We start from the raw sequence: 22,793 nt of genomic DNA, 5'->3' as shown, positions 1-22,793 counted from the left end.
ATCAATGGGCAATATTTGCACTTTCGTTTCCACTGATACTCACTTCGTTTCCTTCTACTACAACAGTAATGGCATTTTCTGTGAGATTTTCGATGATAACATGCTCAGGGTATACAGCCACTTTTAAAGAATGCTGGCGGAAACCAATAATAAACGCAAAGCTTTGCCAGTGTTCGGGCAGGAACGGGCTGAACGACAGCCTACCGTCTTTTACCCGCATACCGCCGAAACCTTTCACTACCGACATCCAAGTGCCGGCCATAGAAGTAATATGCAGGCCATCTTCGGTGTCGTTATTGTAATCGTCGAGGTCGAGGCGGGCGGTTCGCACATACATTTCGTAGGCTTTCTCTTTTTTGCCCAGCATAGCTGCCAGAATGACATGCACGCAAGGAGAGAGAGACGACTCGTGAACGGTCATGGGTTCATAGAAATCGAAGTTTCTTTCAATTTCTTCAATAGAGAAATCATCTTCAAAGAAATACAAACCCTGCAGTACATCGGCCTGTTTAATAAAACACGAACGCAGAATTCTATCCCACGACCATTTCTGGTTAATAGGCCGATGCTGAATGATATCATCCACTGTCAACAGTTCTTTGTCCAGAAAACCATCCTGTTGCAGATATACCTGTCGTTGCGGGTCGTATGGAAAGTGCATTTTGTGAATGATGTCTTTCCAACGTGTGGTTTCTGTGGTTTCATTAAAAGTTGTGAAGTGCACAATGTCTTCAAATTTTGTGGAATCCTGTTTTACTTTGTCCAGGGCTTCTAGGGTGTATTTCAAACACCAAACGGCAAGGTAATTGGTATACCAGTTGTTGTTGACATTGTTTTCATATTCGTTCGGCCCCGTAACACCCAGCATTACATATTTTTGCAGCGCGACAGACCAGTTAATGCGCTGTGACCAGAATCTGGAAATACCAATTAGCACTTCCAGACCATGTTCGGTCAGATAGCTTTCGTCGCCGGTGTATTGTACATAATCATAAATAGCATAAGCGATGGCTCCATTGCGGTGTATTTCTTCAAAAGTAATTTCCCATTCGTTGTGGCATTCTTCGCCGTTCATCGTAACCATCGGATACAACGCTGCCCCATCTGAAAAGCCCAGTTTTTCTGCATTTTCAATGGCTTTTTTCAGATGTTTGTGCCGATAAACCAGCAGGTTGCGGGCAACTTTCTGCTCTGAAGTAGCCAGATAGAAAGGCAAACAGTAGGCTTCTGTATCCCAATAGGTAGAACCACCGTATTTCTCACCGGTAAAGCCTTTCGGGCCAATGTTTAGCCTTGCATCCTCACCGGTATACGTTTGTTGCAAATGAAAAATATTGAATCTGATGCCCTGCTGAGCGGCAATATCACCGTTAATCTGTATATCATTGTGTTCCCATTTGCTTTTCCAGGCAAGTTTCTGTTCTTCCAGCATCTGGCTAAAACCTTTGGCAGCAATTTGTTCCAGATATTTCTTCGCCTCGCCTGTCAGGTTTTCAATTGCATAGTTCTCTGATGACAGATTAACAGCATATTTACAGACAAGCGTTTCTTCGTTTTGTTTCAGAAATACTTTTACCTCATTAGCAACATATTTCTCTTTTTTGATGGGCAGTGTTTGTAGGTCAACCGGCTCGCCATGCTGGCAAAAATCGAACTTCATACCTGTACAAACCTGAAACACAGGCACCGATTCCCATTTCGATTTTTTCGTTTCCAGGGTTAGATACCCTTCGCTATGCGCGGTTTCCTTATGTATTTCGTTCCAGAATTGTTCACCGTGGTTGGAGTCTTTGTTGGATACGTCTCCATCCAGCGAGATAGTGAGTTTGGCATATCCGGAGAAATTCAAAGGAGTGATGGAATAGCGAATCGCACCTGATTCATCATCCTTTAGGCTGCAAAACCGCAGTGCATTTATTTTTACTGATTTACCTGATGGGAAATTTGCAATAAATGAGCGTTCGAGAGTCCCTTCAAGCATATTTAACACCCGCTTGAAATCGTATACTTCACAATGAGCTAAATCAAGTATTTCGCCTTCAATTTCGAGGTCTATGCCGGTCCAGTTGCAGGCGTTCAGCACTTTGGCAAAGTAGTTCGGGTATCCGTTTTTCCACCAGCCGACCCGCGTTTTGTCAGGATACCATACGCCTGCTACATAGTTTCCCTGTAAGGTTTTGCCCGAATACCTTTCTTCAAAGTTCCCTCGGCCACCCATGCGGCCATTTCCAAGGCTCATCAGGCTTTCGGTTATCTCGTTGTATTCGGGGTGGAAACCTTCTTCTATTATACACCACTCGTTATGGACAATGTAATTTTTCATAGCAAATTGACGGCCGGCAATGCAGCTTTTAATGTTCAGTACGTGTTATTTTCTGGTAATCACAACGGGAATTAAGGTATAAATACCATCAACAATAATATATTGTTTTTCAACAAAACAATCAGTTCAACTCTGCTAAAAGTGTATGGATATTTAAGCCGATCAGGTTTTCTACCACTATATCTGCCTCCGTCAAAACCTCTTTTTTCCCTATACCTACTGCCTTCATACCACCTGCTTTGGCAGCTTCAACTCCTGCTACAGCGTCTTCAAATACAAGGCATTCGGCAGGAGAGACCCCCAACTCTTCGGCCCCCTTTAAAAATACTTCAGGGTCGGGCTTGCCTTTAGCAATTTTGGTGCCGTCAATGATAGCATCGAAATCGCCAAGCATGCCTATGCGTTCCAGAATCAGCGCAGCATTTTTGCTTACCGATCCTAATGCGGTTTTGATGTTTTCTTTCTTCAACTGAACAAAAAAGTCGGTAACTCCCGGCAGAATATCAGCCTTGTTCATTTTACTGACCAATTGAAGATAATTCTCGTTTTTTCTGGTGGCCAGTTCAACCTTCTTTTCTTCGCTTACTTCAACCTTACCATGGTGCAGTATAATGTCTAACGATTCCATCCGGCTTATACCTTTCAGCTGTTCGTTGAATTCTTCTGAAATATCAAATCCCAGATCGTTGGCCATCTGGCGCCACGCCTGGTAATGATATATGGCCGTGTCAACAATTACTCCGTCCAGATCAAATAAAAATGCCTTAATCATGCTTTTCTCAGGTTGTTTTAGCAGGATTGCCTGCTGCACTGCAAAATAGTTAATTGTTTTATAAGTAATGATTTTGCCTCACATAAAATTATCTTGAATACCAGACCATTTACTTGTTGGTGGTACCGATTTCCAGTACCAGAGCTGTCATGGGTGGTACTTTAATGCCTTGAATATCAGCGAGTGTTTCATCTGTCATGATGTTTCTGGCGGTGTTTGTATTTTTCAGTATTTCGGCAAAAGGATGGGTTTTTACTTCCTTTTCAACGGTATTGGCATTGCTGATAATCATTACTCTTTGCTTATCTGTGTATCTGAAATACACATAAACACCGTCTACGGGCAAAAACTGCATCATCTTACCACGAGTGAGTGCTTCAGAGGTTTTACGGTAATTCAGCAGTTTTTTGTTCCATTCAAAGGCTTCGTTTTCCTGCTGGTTTCTTCCGGCAGCAACAAACTTGTTTTCGGTGTCATCTTTCCATCCACCCGGAAAATCCCTGCGTACTTCGGCATCGGTTGGATTTTTAAAGTTTTTCATCAGTATTTCGGTGCCGTAGTACAGTTGTGGTATGCCGCGTATGGTATACAACCAGGTAAGCCCCATTTTGTATTTGTTGAGGTCTTCGCCGATTACTGAAAAGAAGCGGTCGCTGTCGTGATTTTCTACAAAAGGTACCAGCCGCTCAGGGTTTTGATAGACCAGGTCTTGTGCGATTACCTGATATAGCCGATTTACGCCTTCATTCCAACCGAATTTCTCGTTCAGGGCTGTGTTAATGGCGTTTTGTAGCTGGAAATCACAACTGGATGGCAGGTTGCATTTGAAAGGAATATTGAAGTTGTTTCTGGTAAAATATGCCTGACTAACTACCGTACCCACAGCCGACTCACCGAATAGCAGCATATCAGGATGTTCATCAAGAATCGCCTGATTGCAACGATTCATAAACGGCAGGTCGTTGTAAATATAGGTGTCAATGCGCCAGCCGTCTATGTTGAAGTACTCAATCGTCCATAGTGCGTGCTGAATCAGGAAGTTGGCTACCAGAGGGTTTTTCTGATTCAAATCCGGCAGGAAGGGTACAAACCAGCCGTTTGAAGTAACGTTCCGGTCATGTACTGAACCGTGGATATCAAATAACGGTTGATCTTTATAAGAAGTATTGGTATAGCTGTCCCATTGGTTCAGCCAGTTTTTGGCCGGTATATCTTTTAGAAACCAATGGTTGATACCCACATGGTTATATACGGCATCCTGTATAATCTTAATGCCTTTCTCATGAGCAGCTTTAACGAGCTTAAGATAGGTTTCATTACCACCCAGACGTTTGTCGACATTATAATTGTCTGTGAAACCATAACCGTGGTAAGCGCTTCGCATGCTGCCACCTTCGTTGGTGACGGGTTGATTATTCTCAACCACCGGTGTAAACCAGAGTGAGGTTACGCCTAATTCCTTGAAATAATCAAGATGGTTGATAACCCCCTGCAAGTCGCCGCCATGCCTTAGCCATGGGTTTTTCCGGTTGGCATTGGTATCTACCATGTCGGCAAATTTATCATTGCTTTCATCACCATTGGAAAATCGATCGGGCATGAGCAGGTAAATTACATCAGCCTGTGTAAGAGCCTGTGGTTTGGCGGTTCGCTTCTTCAGTTCATAAGTTATAGGGGTAGTGTTGGTGCCTGTTCCTAAATGAAAGGTAAGTTTACCTGCCCGGGTTGTGGCAGCAATCTGCAGGTCTACAAACAGATAGTTCGGGTTTTCAACCTTATGTGTCTTTATGATTTTTACTCCTGCATAAGGTTGGAGAGTCAACCGGTGTCCGGCTATGTTTTTTCCATACAACAATACTTGCAGGTTAGGATTCTTCATGCCCACCCACCAGTTAGTGGGATTGATACGCAGTATTTCGGGTTTCTGAGCAAAAAGACTTGTAAATAGCAGCAATTGAAGCAGGCAAATAGTAATAGGTCTAAGTACAGTTTTCATAGGTTAATTGATTCGTTTGAGTGGCAAAATAACATATACAAAGGTTTTTTCATAAAAAAATACTCCTTAGATTTGAAAACACTTAAGCCAATCAATTATTACTGTTTCAGAAAATCTGCTTTGTTTCAACATTGAGCAACAGCACAAACTACTGTAAGATGACCAAAGAAAAAACAAAAGAAGAGCACTCAACCGATAAACTGGTGATTTACCAGATATACACCCGGTTGTTCGGAAATACGAATACCACCAACAAATTTAACGGAACCATTAAAGAAAACGGCTGCGGCAAGTTTAATGATATTAACGATAAAGCGCTTGAAGCCTTAAAGAAATTCGGTATTTCGCATGTCTGGTATACAGGAGTGATAGAACATGCCACCATGACAGACTATTCTAAATACGGAATACCCAAAGATAATCCGCTCGTTGTGAAAGGCATTGCGGGTTCGCCTTATGCTATTAAAGATTATTATGACGTGGACCCCGATCTGGCTGTGCATGTGAAAAATCGTATGCAGGAATTCGAGGCCCTTGTGCACCGCAGCCATAAAAACGGTTTGAAAGTAATTATCGATTTTGTACCCAATCATGTGGCGCGCAATTACCACTCAGATGCAACGCCGGAAGGTTTCAAAGATTTTGGAGAAGAAGATGACAAATCATTACAGTTTGCAGTTAACAACAATTTCTATTACATACCGGGGCAGGAGTTTATCGTACCGCCCGATGTAAATCCACCGGTAAAGGTTACGGAACCCTATGTTGAGAACCCGGCCAAAGCGACGGGGAACGATGTGTTTATGGCCAATCCGAGCATTAATGACTGGTTTGAGACAGCCAAACTGAATTATGGCATAGATTATCTGGATCATAGAACTACATACTTTCATCATTTACCTGATACCTGGGTGAAGATGAAAGACATACTGCTTTTCTGGGCGGCAAAGGGTGTAGACGGTTTCAGGTGTGACATGGCCGAAATGGTACCGAAGGAATTCTGGGGTTGGGTGATACCGGAGATAAAAAATGTGAATCCCGGAATTGTATTTATTGCAGAGACCTACAATCCGTCAGACTACTGGTCCTATATTTTTGAGGGAAAATTTGATTATCTGTACGACAAAGTCGGTCTTTACGACAGCCTCAGAAGATTGATACAGGGTGCTGGAGATGCCAACGATATTACCCGGGTATGGCAAAATCAATCCGGGAATTTTTCGAATCACATGATACGATTTATGGAAAACCATGATGAGCACCGTATCAGCTCCAAGTTTTTTGCCGGTGATGCTTTCAAGGCGTTTCCTGCCATGATTGTCAGCGCTACGCTGCACACCGGGCCGCTGATGTTGTATTTCGGACAGGAAGTAGGCGTGAACCCTGTTGTGGCAGAGGGATTCAGCGGAGATGATGGCCGCACTACTATTTTTGATTACTGGGGCGTGCCGGAATTCCAGAATTGGGTAAATGACCATGCGTATGACGGTGCCAAACTGACAGCCGAACAAAAGAAAATCAGAAAGTTCTATGCTGACTTACTGAAATTTGTGAATGCCAGCGATGCGGTGAGATTCGGCCATTTTTATGATTTACAATATGTCAATAATAACGGCCATTCAGCACATTATAACGACAGAAAAATATTTAGTTATCTGAGATTTACAGAGAATCAAAAATTGTTGTTTATTTGCAACTTTGACTTGGAAAATTCATATTCAACCACAGTGAATATCCCTCAGGGGGCCTGGGAAATGATGGGGTTGAATCCGGCTGATAAACGCACATTTAAAGGTGTTTTGGGAAACAAACAGGAATTGGCCGATGTGAAGTCAGAAAAAATAAAGATTGATATTGAGAAAAACAGTGTGCTGATTTTTGAAATCAGCTGATATATACAAGCGTAATCATACAAATTAACCCTAAACTTTCAATGAGTAAAGGCAAACCGTTACTTTCTTTCTGGCAGATCTGGAACATGAGTTTTGGTTTTTTCGGTATTCAGTTCGGATTCGAACTACAGAACTCAAACGTAAGCCGTATTTTTGAAACATTGGGTGCCAATAAAGACGAGATACCTTTGCTTTGGATAGCTGCTCCTGTAACCGGACTCATTGTACAACCTATCATTGGCTATCTGAGCGACCGGACCTGGCACCCATACTGGGGGCGCAGGAGGCCGTTTTTCTTTATCGGAGCCATTCTGGCGGCCGTTGCACTCTTCATCATGCCTAACTCACCGGCATTATGGGTAGCAGGAGGGATGCTCTGGATTCTGGACGCCTCTATCAATATATCAATGGAGCCTTTCAGGGCTTTTGTGGGTGATAAACTTAGCTCCCGGCAAAGAACAACCGGCTTTGCTATGCAGAGTTTCTTTATTGGTGTAGGTTCGGTTATTGCTGCCTTATTGCCCTGGATTTTCACCAACTGGTTTCATTTTAGCAATACTGCCTCGGCCGGCGAAATTCCTGATTCGGTCAAATACAGTTTTTATATAGGGGGTATCGCCTTTCTGATAGCGGTATTCTATACGGTATTTACGACGGATGAGTTTCCACCGGAAGACATAGAGGAGTTTAAACGTGAAACAAAAAGCAAGGGGCTGACGGATGGTTTCAAAGAAACCGTGACGGGTATTTTCAAAATGCCCAAAACCATGGGGCAACTGGCACTTGTGCAGTTTTTTACCTGGTTTGGCTTATTTGCCATGTGGATTTACAGTACCAATGCCGTTACAAGCATAAAATATAATATGAAGGTTGACAGGGCACTGGTAGACAAATTGGAGATTGCTCTGCAAAGTAAACTTTCATCGACACAGCATAATGATAAAGAAACCAAGATATACAGGTCTTTGCAGGCAGATATTAATGAGATAAAAGAATACAGGGCAGGTGAGAATCCGGTGACGATTTCAGTAAATCTTGCCAATTATTTTGAAGAGAATAAAGAAAACCAATTAACCGCTGCTGAAGTAGCCGAATTACAAAGAGTAAAACAAGAATATAACGACGGTGCCGACTGGCTGAATGTCTGTTCCAGCGTAAGAAACGGTATTGCGGCGTTATTTGCTTTCATTATACCGCTGATAGCTGCCCGGACGAATAGAAGAGTAACCCACATGATTTGCCTGATTATCGGCGGGCTGGGCCTGATTTCCGTTTCGTTTGTCAGCAACCCTCAGCACATTATTGTTTCAATGGGCATGGTGGGTGTTGCCTGGGCAAGTATTCTATCTATGCCCTATGCTATTCTCTCGGGGGCTTTGCCTGCCAACAAAATGGGCTACTACATGGGTGTATTCAATTTTTTTATAGTTATTCCGCAAATTGTAGCGGCAACTATATTAGGATTCTTCACCATGAAAGTATTTAATGCCAATACTATGCATACCATTGTGCTGGGTGGCGTTTCTATGATTCTGGCGGGGTTGTTATCGTTGAGGGTAGAAGATAAAGACTGAAATAAATAAAATTTTATCAGTATTATCTACCAGATTAGTATAGAAATAGGGCAAAATGAGGCCTTAATGACACCCAATGGATTAGGCTTCTGTTGTTAGTCTATACAATTATAAAAATGGTCTTGTTACACTGCGGCTTTATCTTAAAAAGATTTCATTCTAAGAAAATAGTTCTAAATTGTAGTATAAACCGTCTAAAATGTTTAAAAACAGGTATTTATACGTATTTCTGCATATTATTCTGTGGTTGGGTTATACGGCCCTGCCTCAATTAAATGCGCTTCAACGAGATACTTCACGACCCCAGATTAACCCCTATAACAATTATTATTATTGGGCTTATGTATCGCTTTCGTCGGTCTTTCTTTTTTATATACATTCAGAGTACCTGTTTCCCAAGGTTTATAAGCAAAAGCCTATCAGATATTTTATTTATCTCATTCTGGTAATTGCTTCGCTGTTAATTGGCAGATACCTGGCCAGAACCAGATTTGTAGGTTATGATATTAATCAAACCCTGTTTTATGTAAACGGATTTATTCAGTACCTTTATATATTCGGTATCAGTGCTTCTTATAGTTTCTTTACCGACTACCAGAAACAGCAAAGTACACAGCGGGACAATGAGCATGAACGTCTGAAATCTGAATTATCGTTTCTGCGTTCTCAGATTTCTCCACATTTTATGTTCAATTTATTGAACAGCCTGGTGGCATTGAACAGAAAAAAATCGAATCTTGTTGAGCCTGTTTTGCTTAAAATGTCAGATTTATTGCGGTATATGCTCTATGAAAAAGACGATAAGCAGATTTCGCTTGATAACGAGATAAAATACCTGCAGAATTATATTGACCTGCAGAAACTGAGATTTGGCGATTATGTAGATATTGATTTTACTGTAAAGACGCCGTCATTCAGCAAGAATATTGAACCCATGCTACTGATACCTTTTGTAGAAAATGCGTTTAAACACGGGGTAGGCATGATCGAAAAGCCCATTATCAGAATAGAATTGCAAACGGTTGATAACCAGTTACTTTTTAAGGTAACCAATAAGTTTAATACTGATATTCAGGAGGTAAAAGACGGTGCTTCGGGCATTGGTCTTACCAATGTAAGAAGAAGGCTGGAGTTGTTGTACCCTGACCAGCACACATTGAAAGTGGAAGAAAGAGATAGTTTTTATACAACTGAACTGAAATTGAACTTAAGACAAACCTCCTGACGATTGACATGCCCCAGGGTTTACTCAACCGGAAAATGCCGATTGTATGGATTATTTGTTAGGTTTGTATCAGAATCGGAAGAAAACAGTCAATTCCCATTCAGTTTTATAATAAAATACGAAAACCCAATATTATATGCGTTGTATAGCCATTGATGACGAACCCCTAGCTTTAGACCTGCTGGAAGACAATATCAGACAGGTGCCCTATCTTGAGTTGGTGGGTCGTTGTAGAAATGCATTTGAAGCCATACAGTTGATCCAGAAAGAAAAAGCAGAATCCAGACAGATAGATTTACTTTTTCTAGATATACAAATGCCCGGTATAACGGGGGTTCAGTTTCTGAAAAGCCTGGTAACGAACCCGATGGTGATTTTCATTACAGCTTATGAGCAGTTTGCGCTGGAAGGCTTTGAACTGAACGTGATCGATTATCTGCTGAAACCGGTTTCTTTCGAGCGATTCCTCAAAGCCTGCAATCGTGCCAACGAATTGCATCAACTAAAAAATGTTACTCAGCAGGCACCTGCTCCGGTAATTATTGAAGAACATTTTTTTGTAAACGCCGAGTATTCTCTGGTGAAGATACGCTACAATGATATATTGTATATTGAAGGACTAAAAGATTATATCAAGATATTTCTGGCCACACAAAGCCGCCCTGTTATTACCCGCATGACCATGAAAGGTATCGAAGAGAAACTATCTGCACTGCCGTTCATGCGTGTTCATAAATCTTTCATCGTTTCGCTCAATAAAATTGAGTCTATCCGTAACTTAAAAATAAGTATCGGTCCGCATCAAATACCTGTCAGTGAGCAGTTCTCGGAAGAATTAATGCGTCGAATCGGAGGTAAATAAACGTCGCAAAAATATGGTAGTTTGTCGATAGTATTTTAATTACGCTCTAGTTATGCGTAGTATTGTGCATCCTTTTCGGATAAAGTATCGTCTTTATAACGAAAGCTGCATATGCTTTCGCCCTTCGCACGGTGTAAATGAGATAAAAAAGGAGTAATACTTTTTTATCATCAGACAGTGGAGAATCAGATTCTGAAATGATTATCGATGTTAATTTCAAAACAACAGAGTCTGAATTGGTTAGTGTGAAGATTTTCAAAATCGGAGTAAATATCTACTCATAAATAATAGGTTAGTACGTAAAACTCGCGGGCTTTGCTTGCGAGTTTTTTTTATGCCAAATTTGTACCGGAATCAGAAGCGTAACAGATGAATCACAGAGAGATTTTCCTGCAGAATGTAGCCCAGACCTCAGACTACCCTTTGGCACTTGAAATTGAAAAGGCCGAAGGCATTTATCTGTATGGAAAAAACGGAGAAGAATACATTGATCTTATTTCGGGTATCGGGGTAAGCAACGTAGGCCACAGACATCCGAATGTGGTCAATGCCATTAAAGAGCAGATAGACCGATACATGCATCTGATGGTTTATGGCGAATACATTCAACAACCGCAGGCGTTATTGGCGCAGGCATTAGTGAAAACACTGGCAAATTATAAATCCCTGTCAGGATTTGCTCTGGATAACGTTTACTTTACCAATTCAGGTACTGAGGCGGTAGAGGGGGCCATGAAACTGGCCAAACGATTTACAGGCCGCATGGAGATAATCTCATGCTATAAGTCTTATCATGGTTCTACACAGGGAGCATTGTCACTGGGTGATGAGCATTTTAAAAGGAATTTCAGACCCTTGCTGCCTGCAATAAGTAAAATAGAAAGAAACCAACCGGAAGATCTTGAAAAAATAACCCGCCAAACCGCGGCTGTGTTTTTTGAACCTGTAGGAGGGGAGTCAGGCATTTGCCCCGCTGATAAGGACTACATCAGACAATTACGGGAAAAATGCAACGAAACAGGAACACTGCTGATATTTGACGAGGTACAGTCAGGCTTTGGGAGAACCGGCTCGTTCTGGGCTTTTGAGCAATATGGCGTTGTGCCTGATGTATTGCTTTGCGCCAAAGGCATGGGTGGCGGAATGCCCATCGGTGCTTTTATTGCACCGCACGAGATCATGGGTGTTTTTAAAGATAATCCTATTCTGGGTCATATTACCACGTTTGGGGGGCATCCGGTCAGTTGTGCGGCCTCGCTTGCTACTTTAAACACCATTCTGGACGAAAACCTGCTGGCTGATGTAGAAAAGAAAGCAGCGCTTTTCAAACAGTATCTGGTGCATCCTAAAATAAAGCAAATCAGAAATAAAGGATTGATGATGGCTGCTGAGTTTGAGAGTTTTGATGTGCTGAAACCCATTATTGACAGAGCTATCAGCAAAGGTGTAATTACCGATTGGTTTCTGTACTGCGACAATGCCATGCGGATTGCCCCACCGCTGATTATCACTGAAAAGCAAATTGTGCATGCCTGTGAAGTAATTCTGGCCAGCATTGATTAAACATTGTCATAAAAAAGCTCATTCAGGTAGTCAAGGTAAGGTTTCAATATAAAACATCCTTTGATTACCTCTTTTGCAAAGTCTTTGCTGATTACTTCTTCGTCGGTGTATTGATGATAGAAGAAAAGCTTTTTATATTTCAGCAGTTCAATGTCAGGGTGGTCGGCTGTGTAGCCCTTGGGTACCAGTTTTACTCTTTCGCCAGAAATTTTATCGTAATAAGTCCTGAAAGTTTCATTTTCAATAATGCCTTTCAGATGCTCGGGATTATAATCAATTTCCTGTCTGAAACTCGCCAAGTGAGCAGGGGTGGGTTCCCACATACCACCGCCTATTGAAGATTGATTACCCGGCTGTATATGGAAATAGAAATCTATCCGACCTGACTGCCTGCCGCCGGGGCCAAAACCTGCAGAAAAGTATTTTTTATAGGGTGATTTATCCTTCGAAAAACGAATGTCTCTGTTGATTCTGAATATGCAATCTTTTACTCTGGTGTTTATTAAATCTTCCTGAAACTCGCAAAGACCGCTCAATACTTCCTGACAGAATTTCTCGAATCCGGCCTTGACTGTTTCGTAATCAGGTCTGTTAGCCTGAAACCACTCACGGTTATTGTTTTCGTCCAGATTTTTTAAAAATTGAAGTGTATGTTGATTCGGCATTGGTAAATTGTCTATTTTTGCCTCAAATTACGTCTAATTATCGAAACTATTAATACAAAACCATGACAAGAATTCTGACAGGTATTCAAGCAAGTGGCCGTCCGCATTTGGGTAATATTCTTGGGGCCATTTTACCTGCAATCAAGCTTTCTCAAAAACCGGACACTGAATCTTTTTTATTTATTGCCGACCTGCATTCAATGACCTCGGTAAAAAACGCACAGACACTGGCTGAAAACACCCGTGCGGTGGCATCGGCATGGCTTGCCTGTGGTTTTGATGCCGACAAGAACTTTTTCTATCGTCAGTCGCGTTTGGCAGCGTATCATACAGAGTTGATGTGGTATCTGTGCTGCCAGACACCATACCCGATGCTAGCCAATGCGCATTCGTTTAAAGATAAGTCTGACAGGCTTTCTGATGTAAACGCCGGGTTGTTTACTTATCCGGTATTACAGGCTGCCGATATTGTGTTGTATCACGCCAATTATGTGCCCGTAGGCAAAGACCAGAAACAACATCTGGAGATGTCGAAAGATATAGCTGTAGCATTTAACCGAACCTATGGTGAGATTCTGACGCTTCCTGAGCCTTTGATTGATGAAAGCGTGATGGTGATTCCGGGTACGGATGGCTCTAAGATGAGTAAATCTTATAACAATTATATCGACCTGTTTTTACCAGAGAAACAACTGCTGAAATCAATCAAATCGATACTTTCAGACAGCACTCCTTTGGAAGAACCGAAGAATCCGGATAACGATATCACTTTTAAATTATACTCACTGATTGCCAATGAAGCAGAAGTAGAAACCATGCGCCAGAATTACCTGCAGGGCGGTTTCGGCTACGGTCATGCCAAACAGGCTTTGTATGAATTGATTCTGAAGCGATTTGAAAAAGAAAGAGAGCTGTTTAATTATTATATGGAAGACAAAGAAGCCCTGGAGAACAAGCTAAAGGCGGGTGAAGAAAAGGCCGGGGAAATAGCCAGAAAGACCATACAGGATGTACGCAACATTTTAGGCTTTAACTGATATGATAGAAACGATAAGAAACGCTGAGTACGAGTGGTTCCTCTGGCTGAATGGTTTTCATGCCCCGTTCTGGGATACCATCATGTTATGGATTACCCATCGGTACACGTGGATTCCTCTCTATGTGTTTCTTGTCTATATTATTTTCACAAAGCTAAGGCCCAATGCCTGGTATAAGCTGGCATTTATACTGGTATCGGCGGGATTATCAGACCGAATCACTTCCGGCTTGATAAAACCGTATTTTGAGCGTTTCAGGCCATGTCATGATCCCATAATCGGGCATCTGGTGCATGTAGTAGGTGGTTGTGGCGGGCAATACGGTTTCGTGTCGAGCCATGCGGCCAATAGTTTTGCATTGATGCTGGCATTTATACTGATTTGTCCGAAGGGTGTAAAGTGGAAATATTTTCTTATACCGTGGGCAATTTTGGTATCGTATAGTCGTATATATGTAGGAGTACATTACCCTACTGATTTGATTGCGGGGGCGTTGGTGGGTATGTTGATTACACTTATTATTTATCTGACTGTCGGAAAAATCAATCAATCATTACTAACTAAAACGGAGGTATTCTCAAAAAAAACATGAAAAAACTATCTTTATTTGTTGTCTTATTGCTCATTTCAAAATTTACTTTCGCACAGGATATCACACAGGGAACCTGGTATAATGAAGAAAAGAGCGGTAAGATTCAGTTTTTTAAACAAGGAGATAAAATTTTTGGTAAGATTATATGGCTGCAGGAGCCAACAGAAAATGGTAAACCCCGCACCGACAAGCAGAATCCGGATGAGAAGTTGAGAAGCCGCCCTTTAATAGGTCTGGTTAACCTGAAAAACTTTGTTCAGAAAAGTAAAGGCGCCTGGGAAGACGGTGAAGTATATGATCCAAAAAACGGTAAGACGTATTCTTGTAAAATGACGCTGGCAAGCCCTACAAGACTGGATGTAAGGGGCTTCATCGGTATCTCAATCATCGGCCGGACGTCGCACTTCACAAAGGCTGATTAAGCCATTAAAGTATATCTTTCATAATAATATAATGATAAAGGCTGCTCTTACGGGCAGCCTTTATCATTATTATTGATTCTTAGGCCTTATTTAACCAGTTTCATGGCCACAGGATCCCACTTTATAATTTTCTTGGTCAGATAACTTTCGTTACATGCCAGCGCAGGGGCCGCGGCTCTGAAACCAAATTCAGCATCTTCCACTACCGGTTTTCCTGTTCTGATAGAATCAAAGAAATTGGTGAAGTGATCTACGTGTTCATTGTAACCTGCCGGAGGTCTGAATGTAATATCTTCTTTTGTTTTTCTTTTTCTTTGTTCCGGCGTCCATTTGGCATCGTAATCTTTCTGCATTTCTTCACGCATGCTTTTTGAGAAGGTGAAAAGTGAATCGTAACCGCCAAAGCCAGGGGCTTCCGGCATAATGTTACGTCTTACAGTAATATTATTACCCTGCACATCTATTACTCCTTCTGAACCAATCAGGCGTGTTACTTCCTGCCCACCTGTACCGCTGATAAAGTTAACCTGTAATGTTAACTGGAAAGCGGCATGTTCAGGGGTATCAGGATACTGCATTACTCCGGACATCACATCGGGTAAATCGCGGCCATCTTTCCAGTAACTGAATTGGCCTGTACTCACAATAGTTTCAGGTCCTTTCGAATTGGTCATAAAGTGAGTGCCACTTAATAAGTGAATGAATAGGTCACCGGCTACACCAGTACCTACTTCTTTAAAGGCTCTCCACCAGAAAAACTTCTTGGCATCGAAAGGTATTTTTTTTCCGGTAATTGAAATGAATTTATCCCAGTCCGTTGTCTCTGCGCTGGCATCTTTCGGAATGGTATATTCCCAGGCACCGATGGAGCTTTGACGGTCGTACACCGCATTTACCATATTCAACTTACCGATTTCACCGGCTGCTAATATCTCTTTTGCTTTTGCCAGGCCAAGACTACTTACACGTTGGCTACCTATCTGCACTACTTTACCCGATTTTTTGGCAGCAGCTATTACCGGATGCCCTTCACTGATTTTATAAACCATTGGTTTTTCGCAGTATACATGCTTGCCTTTTGCCAATGCGTCTTGCGTAATGCGTGCATGCCAAACATCAGTAGTACAGATTAATACGGCATCAATGTCTTTTTTATCCAGAATTTCTCTGTAATCTCTGGTAGTGAAAAGGTCATTACCATATAATTCTTTGGCATTTTCAAGTCTGCCGGGATACAAATCACAAATACCTGCCAATTCTACACCGGGTACTTTAAGGGCAGAATTCAAATCATAGTGTCCCTGAACACCAAAGCCAATAACACCGATTCTGACTTTGTCGTTGGCTGAAATCTTTTTTTCATAGGTTAAAATGCGCTCTTCGGCTTTTTCCTGATTAGCAAAAGAAGCGAAAGGCGATACACCTGCAACTAAGCCGGTAGCGCCAATCTGTTGTAAAAACTTTCTCCTTGAGGCTGAACTATCGTTTTTCATGTTCCGGTAATTATAGGTTTATTTGATTGAATAATTAACAAAGGTCATTTTAATTCGATTGGAATGGGGCCTTTTCAGAGGTCAGGCTCCCGTATACAAACATACACCATAATTGATTACAACGGTAAAAAAGGCAGGAAAAAATGTGTTGTGCAGTAGAAATTAAAACTGATTGTTAGCAGGTCAATCCGATGGCCTGTTTTCTGATATCAGGCATAAAAAAACTCCCTTATTGCTAAGGGAGTTTTTCGTTTTGCAGCATAGCCGGCTTATTTCACTTCTTCGTAGTTTACGTCAGTTACTTCGTCGCTGCCACCTTCGGTTGCACCTGCATTAGCTGTAGGTTCTCCGGTAGGAGTGGCTCCGGCTGCATAAATCTCTTGCGAAGCAGCCTGCCATGCATTATTTATTTTTTCCATTGCGGCATCAATCGCGGCAGCATCTCTGGTACCGTGCGCTGCTTTTAGTTCAGCTAAAGCACCTTCAATGGCTGATTTGTTACCTTCTGATAATTTGTCACCGTATTCTTTCAATTGTTTCTCGGTGCTGAAAATCATCGCGTCAGCGGCATTTACTTTTTCAATTTTCTCTCTTTCCGCTTTATCAGCCTCTTCATTCGCTTTGGCTTCGTCACGCATTTTCTGAATATCAGCATCTGACAAACCTGAAGAAGCCTCGATACGTATTTTCTGCTCTTTACCTGTACCTTTGTCTTTCGCTGTCACGTTCAGGATACCGTTGGCGTCAACGTCGAAAGTAACTTCGATTTGTGGTATGCCACGTGGTGACGGCGGGATGCCATCCAGGTGGAAACGTCCTAAAGTACGGTTCTGAGTAGCCATCGGGCGTTCACCTTGCAAGATATGCAGCTCTACTGACGGCTGACTATCGGCAGCGGTTGAGAACACTTCATTCTTTTTAGTTGGAATGGTTGTATTGGCTTCAATCATTTTGGTGAATACACCACCCATTGTTTCGATACCCAATGAAAGCGGGATAACGTCAAGCAACAGGATGTCTTTTACTTCACCGGTCAATACACCACCCTGAATAGCTGCACCGATTGCAACGGCTTCGTCAGGGTTTACACTTTTAGATGGTTTTCTACCGAAGAATTTCTCTACTTCTTCCTGCACACGAGGGATACGCGTTGAACCACCTACCAGAATCACTTCTTCGATATCACTCACATTCACGCCTGAGTTTTTAATGGCTCTGCGGCATGGCTCCATTGCTCTCTGGATAAGCGCATCAGCCAGTTGCTCAAATTTGGCACGGCTCAACGATCTTACCAAGTGTTTAGGAATACCATTCACCGGGAAGATATAAGGCAGGTTAATTTCAGCCTGTGCCGAGCTTGATAATTCAATTTTAGCTCTTTCTGCGGCTTCTTTCAAACGTTGCAAAGCCATGGCATCCTGACGAAGGTCTATGCCTTCATCTTTTTTGAATTCATCAGCCAGCCATTCGATGATCACCTGGTCGAAGTCATCACCACCCAGGTGTGTATCACCATCGGTAGCTTTTACTTCAAATACACCGTCGCCCAGTTCAAGAACCGAGATATCGAATGTACCACCACCTAAGTCGAATACAGCTACGGTAATGTCTTTGCCTTGTTTGTCAAGACCATAAGCCAAAGCAGCCGCAGTAGGCTCGTTGATGATACGTTTTACATCTAAACCTGCAATGATACCGGCTTCTTTCGTTGCCTGACGTTCGGCATCGTTAAAGTAAGCAGGAACCGTAATAACGGCTTCGGTTACGGTTGTTCCCAGATAATCTTCTGCCGTTTGTTTCATTTTTTGCAAAATGAATGCAGAGATTTCCTGCGGAGTATATTGACGGTCTCCTATACGCACACGTGGTGTGTTGTTAGGGCCTAGTTCTACATCATAAGAAATGGTTTTCATTTCTGCACTAACCTCGTTGAAACGTTTACCCATGAAACGTTTAACAGATTGTATAGTATTTTTAGGATTGGTGATAGCCTGACGCTTGGCAGGAGCACCTACTTTTTTCTCACCATTTTCTAAAAAAGCTACAATTGAAGGAGTTGTGCGGGCACCTTCACTGTTGGCTATAACAACGGGCTCGTTACCTTCCATTACGGCAACACACGAGTTTGTTGTTCCTAAGTCAATTCCAATAATTTTTCCCATATTGATTATTTCAGTAATTTAATTCAGAATCGTTTACATCTGTTTTATCAATGGACGTGCCAAGCATTTATTTGGCAGAAAAAACTGACAGATTGGCAGAATTAAAGCCCTGTTTTTTGATTAAGTAAGATTTTTTGGCTTAGAGTTTTGCATAGCGCCTGCATGAGCCTGTCATTCATGACTCAATCGTGCCAAACGTTTGACCGGGCGGTGTTTTTTAGCGGCTGAATTGTATTGCGCCAGACTGAAGTAGTTTTCAGAAAAAAAGCTGGCAAGAAACAGTATTTTATTGATAATCTGTCAATTACAGGTAAATAGCACTTATTTGATAAGGATGAAATATTGATTCTGGACTGGTAGGCGGGAACCAAACGGGCCGATTAATATTTTATTTATTTTTATGTGTTACAATCCATACAAGATTGCTATTTTTTTCTTACATTTAAACCAGAATACGAAAAAGCTATGACTTGTCAGGACTACAAGCTTTCAATAGCACAATAAAATGGAAACAAAAACTAATAGTAGCCCGTCAGAATCTGCCAAAGAAACTACACTCCCTAGAAAATCAGTAGTAGAAATGCTGAAAGAAAGTGTGGTTGATTTGCTGTATCCAAGTGAATCGGATGAAAAACTGAAGGTGATTGACTGGCAGGCTGATCATGCCGCACCTTTCACTACTATTCTTTTTAAAAAGTACATTGGTCTTACTCCGGCAGACAGGGTGGAGTCATTGCCCTGGGAGAAATTTTTTGATGTAGTGCTTGTTCCTAAAGACGGATGGACTGACTACGAAACAGAACGTGCTGAAAAATTTGCTGCAATAAAAACCATCATGGAACAAAACCTTACCGAACTGGAATATCTGCGTGCGGGTAGGGTAGAGATTGAAGCCTATCTGATAGGTAAAGATGCCGAAGGCAAATGGAAAGGTTTAAAAACCCTGATTATTGAAAGCTGAAAGGCCGCTACAAAAAAAGAGGTACCAATTTGCATTGATACCTCCTGTTCACAGATAATTCTCTGCTTCTTATTTTACTTTCTCAACTACAGCTCTGAACGCATCAGGATGGTTCATTGCCAAGTCGGCCAATACTTTTCTGTTTAATTCAATGCCAGCCTTGTTTAGTTTGTCGATCAATACAGAGTAAGACATTCCTAACGGACGAACACCTGCGTTGATACGGACAATCCACAAACGGCGGTAACTTCTTTTCTTTTGCTTACGACCAGCATAAGCATAAACCAAACCTTTTTCAACGGCGTTTTTAGCAACCGTCCAGACATTCTTACGACGTCCGTAATAGCCTTTGGCTAATTTTAAAACTTTTTTACGTCTTGCTCTTGAGGCAACGTGATTGACACTTCTAGGCATTTTAATTTTAGTTTTTTGACTTTGGCGGATCAGATTTGCATCTAAACTCTTTGGTGCCATTCATCGGGTGAAACAATTGAACCAATGTAAGAGTCTTTGCAGACTACAATTACATACTTAATAACGACTCGATACGGTTAGTATCTGCCGAGCTAACAAGAGTTGCAGAAACCAGGTTTCTTTTACGCTTGTTTGATTTTTTTGTCAGGATATGGCTATGGAAAGCGTGTTTACGCTTAATTTTGCCTGTACCTGTAATTTTGAAGCGTTTTTTAGCTCCAGAATTGGTTTTTTGTTTTGGCATTGTACTGAACTTTAAGTATTGAACAAAAAAGTAAATTGGGGTGCAAAAATACAATAGAATTATTGTTTTTACAAGCTTGTGCTCAAAATCTTGTCTAATCTTACCACAGATTGCACCATTGAGCGCACATCGTGGTAGTTTATCTTCCACGAATGGCTCATATGCTTCCATATTGGCACTCCCTGGCGGGTCATTAAAGGCCACCATTCGCCTAGTTCGTGGTTAATCATTTTGTCGAAAACAAAGCGGTGAATGTTCACATAGGCCTTCCAGTATTTTTCGTCTTTCAGGTATCTGAAAGCGTCCAGCATGCCTATTAGCATTTCTGCCTGCTGCCAGAATTCTTTCTCACGGTCGTATACTTCACCGGCATGCGAGCCTTCTACAAATACGCCGCCGTATTCCCAGTCCACACCATTGTCAACCGAGTGGCTGTACGATTTCACAATCTGTTCGCGGTGAGTATCATAAGGCAAACCAAGGATATCTAATGCATGCATCAGCAACCAGGCGAATTCTGAATTATGGCCATAGCTGGTGTTATCTTCTGCAGAAGCTTTTTGTCCGTCTTCTGAGAAACGATCCCAACCCCACACAATATCGAACTTGATTTGTGGCGCTACCGACCAGTCAGCCCAGAATTGAGGAATACCCGTACCATATTCAGGATGCATCACTTTCTTTGTCAACAACTCAATTATTTCTAGCAATTTACGGCGGTGTACTTGCTTTCCTGTGCATTCATAGAGCGTAGTAAAGGCTTCCATCAGGTGCATGTGCGCATCAAGTGTTTTTCTGTCGCCTCCGGCTGCTCCGGAGCCTTTTAAATCCCAGTTTCTCAGGAACATTTCCCAATAACCACCATAGTAGGTATCTACCGCATGTACCTGCAATAAATCAAATACTTTTTCGGCATATTCTCGTCCGCGTGGGTCTCCGGTTGCCAAAGTATATTCACTCAAACTATAGATAGCAAAGCTGTGTCCGTATACAATTTTTTCGTCGCAGGTAACCTCACCTTTACGGTTTACCATCCAGTAGAATCCGCCATGTTCGTGGTCCCACATTTTGTTGAGTAAGAAATCTACGCCATGCTTTGCCATTTCAGCCAGTTTGCCGTCACCATAACCGGCTCTGTGGGCAGAAGAATAGGTGAAAACCGAGCGGCTTTGGGCTATTAATGATTTTTCGTCTTCGCCTGAGTCATTCCCGAATTGGTCGAAATGAGTGAGGAAGCCTCCGTATTGATTATCTACTGTTCTTTTAATCCAGAATGGTAACAGGCCTGTGTTCAGGTAATCTTTTATTTCGTTGCGCAACTGCAGCGCAGTCTCTTTAGAGTACATAGGTGTATGATTAATTAAGCGTTGAATGTTTCTTAAAAACGTTTATGATTTCTGCCGGGTTGGCTGTGCCGGTTTGTCTGAGTTTCTGCACGGTAACGGCAGCAGCCAGATTGGCGATTTCTAAAGAATGCTGAATGGATGCGCCTGCACCTCTTGCGGCCGAGAAAGCCGCCACTACGGTATCACCTGCACCTACGGTGTCAATCTCTCCGGTAATCGGTACGGCTTTTACGTTTTGTGTTTCTTCTTTGTCCATGTACAAAATCCCGTATTCGCCGCGGGTAACAATCAGGCAATCGCCGATAAGGGATTGCAGGGCTTTCCCCTGAGCAATGCAGGCGCTTTCATCGGCTTCATCGATATACTTGATACCCAGTAGCCGGGCCATTTCTTCTGTATTTACTTTGAGTATGGTATTTTTGATACAGTAGCCGTAGGCCCGCAAATCTGATACAAAGAGACACTGGGGAAATTGAGCAATCAACTGGTTGAGCATGGCAATCCGCTGTGGGTTCAAAAGTGGATTGGGGAACTGCTGATTGATAATCAAAACATCTAATTCGGGAAGATATTCGCTCAAAGTGCCAAGTAATTCTTCAAACAAATGGTTTTCTAAATGATTGTTGGTGCCGAAATCAAGCCGGTTGGACTCCCCATCTGCTGCCATCGGTTTGGTGTAAGTGCAAGTATCCCAATCTTCCGGGAGCACCTTCAGGCATTGTGTGTTTGCCCCTATGGTTTTGAACAGGCTCATCATTTCACGGCCGTAAATGTCGTCGCCTACGCAGCCAAAAACTTTAATATCTTTCACACCCAATGCGCTCAGGTTATTGACGACATTACCTGCAGCACCTAAAGAAGAGTGTGGTTTACTGGCCCAGAATACTTCTTTGCCTGTTTCAACCGAAAACTCTTTCGTATTATAATTAATATCATAATAAAAATCGACAGCAAAGTCGCCGATTACACCTACTCTAAGCTCACTTATACTTTTAAAAATTGAATCAATTTCACTTTTATTAACAGGCATTAGTCTGGATATTAAATTCTTTCAAAGTTTTATAGTAAAAATGCAAAATGCATGAACGCGGTAAAATTGCTAAAAAAATGCTGAATAGAAATTAAAAACCACGAAAACTTCTTGTTACAATTAGTTGTTAATTTAATAGACTTAAAATTTCAAAAAACCG

Annotated in this window: 19 protein-coding genes; 9 read left to right on the top strand and 10 right to left on the bottom strand. The window is 41.9% G+C overall.

Annotated elements, in window-relative coordinates:
- Position 1: 1 nt before the first annotated feature.
- The 3 genes from AC1RRY_RS21430 to AC1RRY_RS21420 all read right to left on the bottom strand — a co-directional run bounded on the left by AC1RRY_RS21430 (position 2) and on the right by AC1RRY_RS21420 (position 5,091).
- The gene (locus tag AC1RRY_RS21430; protein WP_492823207.1) at positions 2-2,323 is read right to left on the bottom strand and encodes a family 65 glycosyl hydrolase domain-containing protein; all 2,322 of its coding nucleotides are present in this window, start codon (positions 2,321-2,323) and stop codon (positions 2-4) included.
- A gap of 121 nt (positions 2,324-2,444) precedes the next feature.
- Positions 2,445-3,095 carry a beta-phosphoglucomutase gene (gene pgmB / locus AC1RRY_RS21425; RefSeq protein WP_492823208.1) on the bottom strand — a complete coding sequence of 217 codons (651 nt, stop codon included), beginning with the start codon at positions 3,093-3,095 and terminating at the stop codon, positions 2,445-2,447.
- A gap of 109 nt (positions 3,096-3,204) precedes the next feature.
- Positions 3,205-5,091, bottom strand: coding sequence for a glycoside hydrolase family 13 protein (locus AC1RRY_RS21420; RefSeq protein WP_492823209.1), 1,887 nt, complete (start codon positions 5,089-5,091; stop codon positions 3,205-3,207).
- Between the two features lie 158 nt (positions 5,092-5,249).
- On the opposite strand from AC1RRY_RS21420, the gene AC1RRY_RS21415 reads away from it, so the two are divergent.
- From AC1RRY_RS21415 to AC1RRY_RS21395, 5 genes are all read left to right on the top strand, one after another.
- Positions 5,250-6,983: an alpha-amylase family glycosyl hydrolase gene (locus tag AC1RRY_RS21415; protein ID WP_492823211.1), complete on the top strand. Its 1,734-nt coding sequence runs from the start codon at positions 5,250-5,252 to the stop codon at positions 6,981-6,983.
- A gap of 41 nt (positions 6,984-7,024) precedes the next feature.
- A complete protein-coding gene (locus AC1RRY_RS21410; protein WP_492823213.1) occupies positions 7,025-8,557 on the top strand; it encodes an MFS transporter in 1,533 nt (510 codons plus the stop codon).
- 199 nt (positions 8,558-8,756) lie between these two features.
- A complete protein-coding gene (locus AC1RRY_RS21405; protein ID WP_492823215.1) occupies positions 8,757-9,782 on the top strand; it encodes a sensor histidine kinase in 1,026 nt (341 codons plus the stop codon).
- A gap of 136 nt (positions 9,783-9,918) precedes the next feature.
- A complete protein-coding gene (locus AC1RRY_RS21400) occupies positions 9,919-10,644 on the top strand; it encodes a LytR/AlgR family response regulator transcription factor (protein ID WP_492823217.1) in 726 nt (241 codons plus the stop codon).
- A gap of 369 nt (positions 10,645-11,013) precedes the next feature.
- Positions 11,014-12,207, top strand: coding sequence for an aspartate aminotransferase family protein (locus AC1RRY_RS21395; protein ID WP_492823219.1), 1,194 nt, complete (start codon positions 11,014-11,016; stop codon positions 12,205-12,207).
- On the opposite strand, the gene AC1RRY_RS21390 is transcribed toward AC1RRY_RS21395, so the two are convergent.
- On the bottom strand, positions 12,204-12,872 hold the full coding sequence (locus tag AC1RRY_RS21390; RefSeq protein WP_492823221.1) for a DUF2461 domain-containing protein: 669 nt from the start codon (positions 12,870-12,872) through the stop codon (positions 12,204-12,206). The two genes, AC1RRY_RS21395 and AC1RRY_RS21390, sit on opposite strands and share 4 nt — an antisense overlap.
- Before the next feature lie 62 nt (positions 12,873-12,934).
- On the opposite strand from AC1RRY_RS21390, the gene trpS reads away from it, so the two are divergent.
- Genes trpS through AC1RRY_RS21375 form a run of 3 tightly spaced genes read left to right on the top strand, consistent with a single transcriptional unit; the run spans position 12,935 to position 14,923 of the window.
- Entirely contained in the window at positions 12,935-13,909 is a 975-nt protein-coding gene (trpS, locus tag AC1RRY_RS21385) for a tryptophan--tRNA ligase (protein WP_492823223.1), read from the top strand.
- Between the two features lies 1 nt (position 13,910).
- Positions 13,911-14,501, top strand: coding sequence for a phosphatase PAP2 family protein (locus tag AC1RRY_RS21380; protein ID WP_492823225.1), 591 nt, complete (start codon positions 13,911-13,913; stop codon positions 14,499-14,501).
- Positions 14,498-14,923 (top strand): DUF2147 domain-containing protein, encoded by a 426-nt coding sequence (locus AC1RRY_RS21375; protein WP_492823227.1) that lies wholly within the window; start codon positions 14,498-14,500, stop codon positions 14,921-14,923. The genes AC1RRY_RS21380 and AC1RRY_RS21375 overlap by 4 nt, the downstream gene beginning before the upstream one ends.
- An 86-nt stretch (positions 14,924-15,009) precedes the next feature.
- On the opposite strand, the gene AC1RRY_RS21370 is transcribed toward AC1RRY_RS21375, so the two are convergent.
- Together AC1RRY_RS21370 and dnaK are read right to left on the bottom strand one after the other, a co-directional pair.
- Positions 15,010-16,416 (bottom strand): Gfo/Idh/MocA family protein, encoded by a 1,407-nt coding sequence (locus AC1RRY_RS21370; protein WP_492823229.1) that lies wholly within the window; start codon positions 16,414-16,416, stop codon positions 15,010-15,012.
- 269 nt (positions 16,417-16,685) lie between these two features.
- On the bottom strand, positions 16,686-18,578 hold the full coding sequence (dnaK, locus tag AC1RRY_RS21365; RefSeq protein WP_492823231.1) for a molecular chaperone DnaK: 1,893 nt from the start codon (positions 18,576-18,578) through the stop codon (positions 16,686-16,688).
- Between the two features lie 505 nt (positions 18,579-19,083).
- Here dnaK and AC1RRY_RS21360 point away from each other — a divergent pair.
- The gene (locus AC1RRY_RS21360) at positions 19,084-19,539 is read left to right on the top strand and encodes a nuclease A inhibitor family protein (RefSeq protein ID WP_492823233.1); all 456 of its coding nucleotides are present in this window, start codon (positions 19,084-19,086) and stop codon (positions 19,537-19,539) included.
- Between the two features lie 69 nt (positions 19,540-19,608).
- On the opposite strand, the gene rplT is transcribed toward AC1RRY_RS21360, so the two are convergent.
- The 4 genes from rplT to AC1RRY_RS21340 all read right to left on the bottom strand — a co-directional run bounded on the left by rplT (position 19,609) and on the right by AC1RRY_RS21340 (position 22,633).
- Complete coding sequence (gene rplT / locus AC1RRY_RS21355; RefSeq protein WP_492823235.1) at positions 19,609-19,953, bottom strand: 50S ribosomal protein L20; 345 nt, start codon at positions 19,951-19,953, stop codon at positions 19,609-19,611.
- 109 nt (positions 19,954-20,062) lie between these two features.
- Positions 20,063-20,257, bottom strand: a complete 195-nt coding sequence (gene rpmI / locus AC1RRY_RS21350) for a 50S ribosomal protein L35 (RefSeq protein WP_460471488.1) — start codon at positions 20,255-20,257, stop codon at positions 20,063-20,065.
- Between the two features lie 68 nt (positions 20,258-20,325).
- The gene (locus tag AC1RRY_RS21345) at positions 20,326-21,603 is read right to left on the bottom strand and encodes an AGE family epimerase/isomerase (protein ID WP_492823237.1); all 1,278 of its coding nucleotides are present in this window, start codon (positions 21,601-21,603) and stop codon (positions 20,326-20,328) included.
- A gap of 10 nt (positions 21,604-21,613) precedes the next feature.
- Positions 21,614-22,633, bottom strand: a complete 1,020-nt coding sequence (locus tag AC1RRY_RS21340) for a bifunctional heptose 7-phosphate kinase/heptose 1-phosphate adenyltransferase (protein ID WP_492823239.1) — start codon at positions 22,631-22,633, stop codon at positions 21,614-21,616.
- Between the last annotated feature and the right edge of the window lie 160 nt (positions 22,634-22,793).

The organism is Emticicia sp. GW821-FHT11C11 (assembly GCF_058808615.1).
Note: the sequence above shows the minus strand (reverse complement) of the source record. Positions and strands in the feature narration are given on the sequence as shown.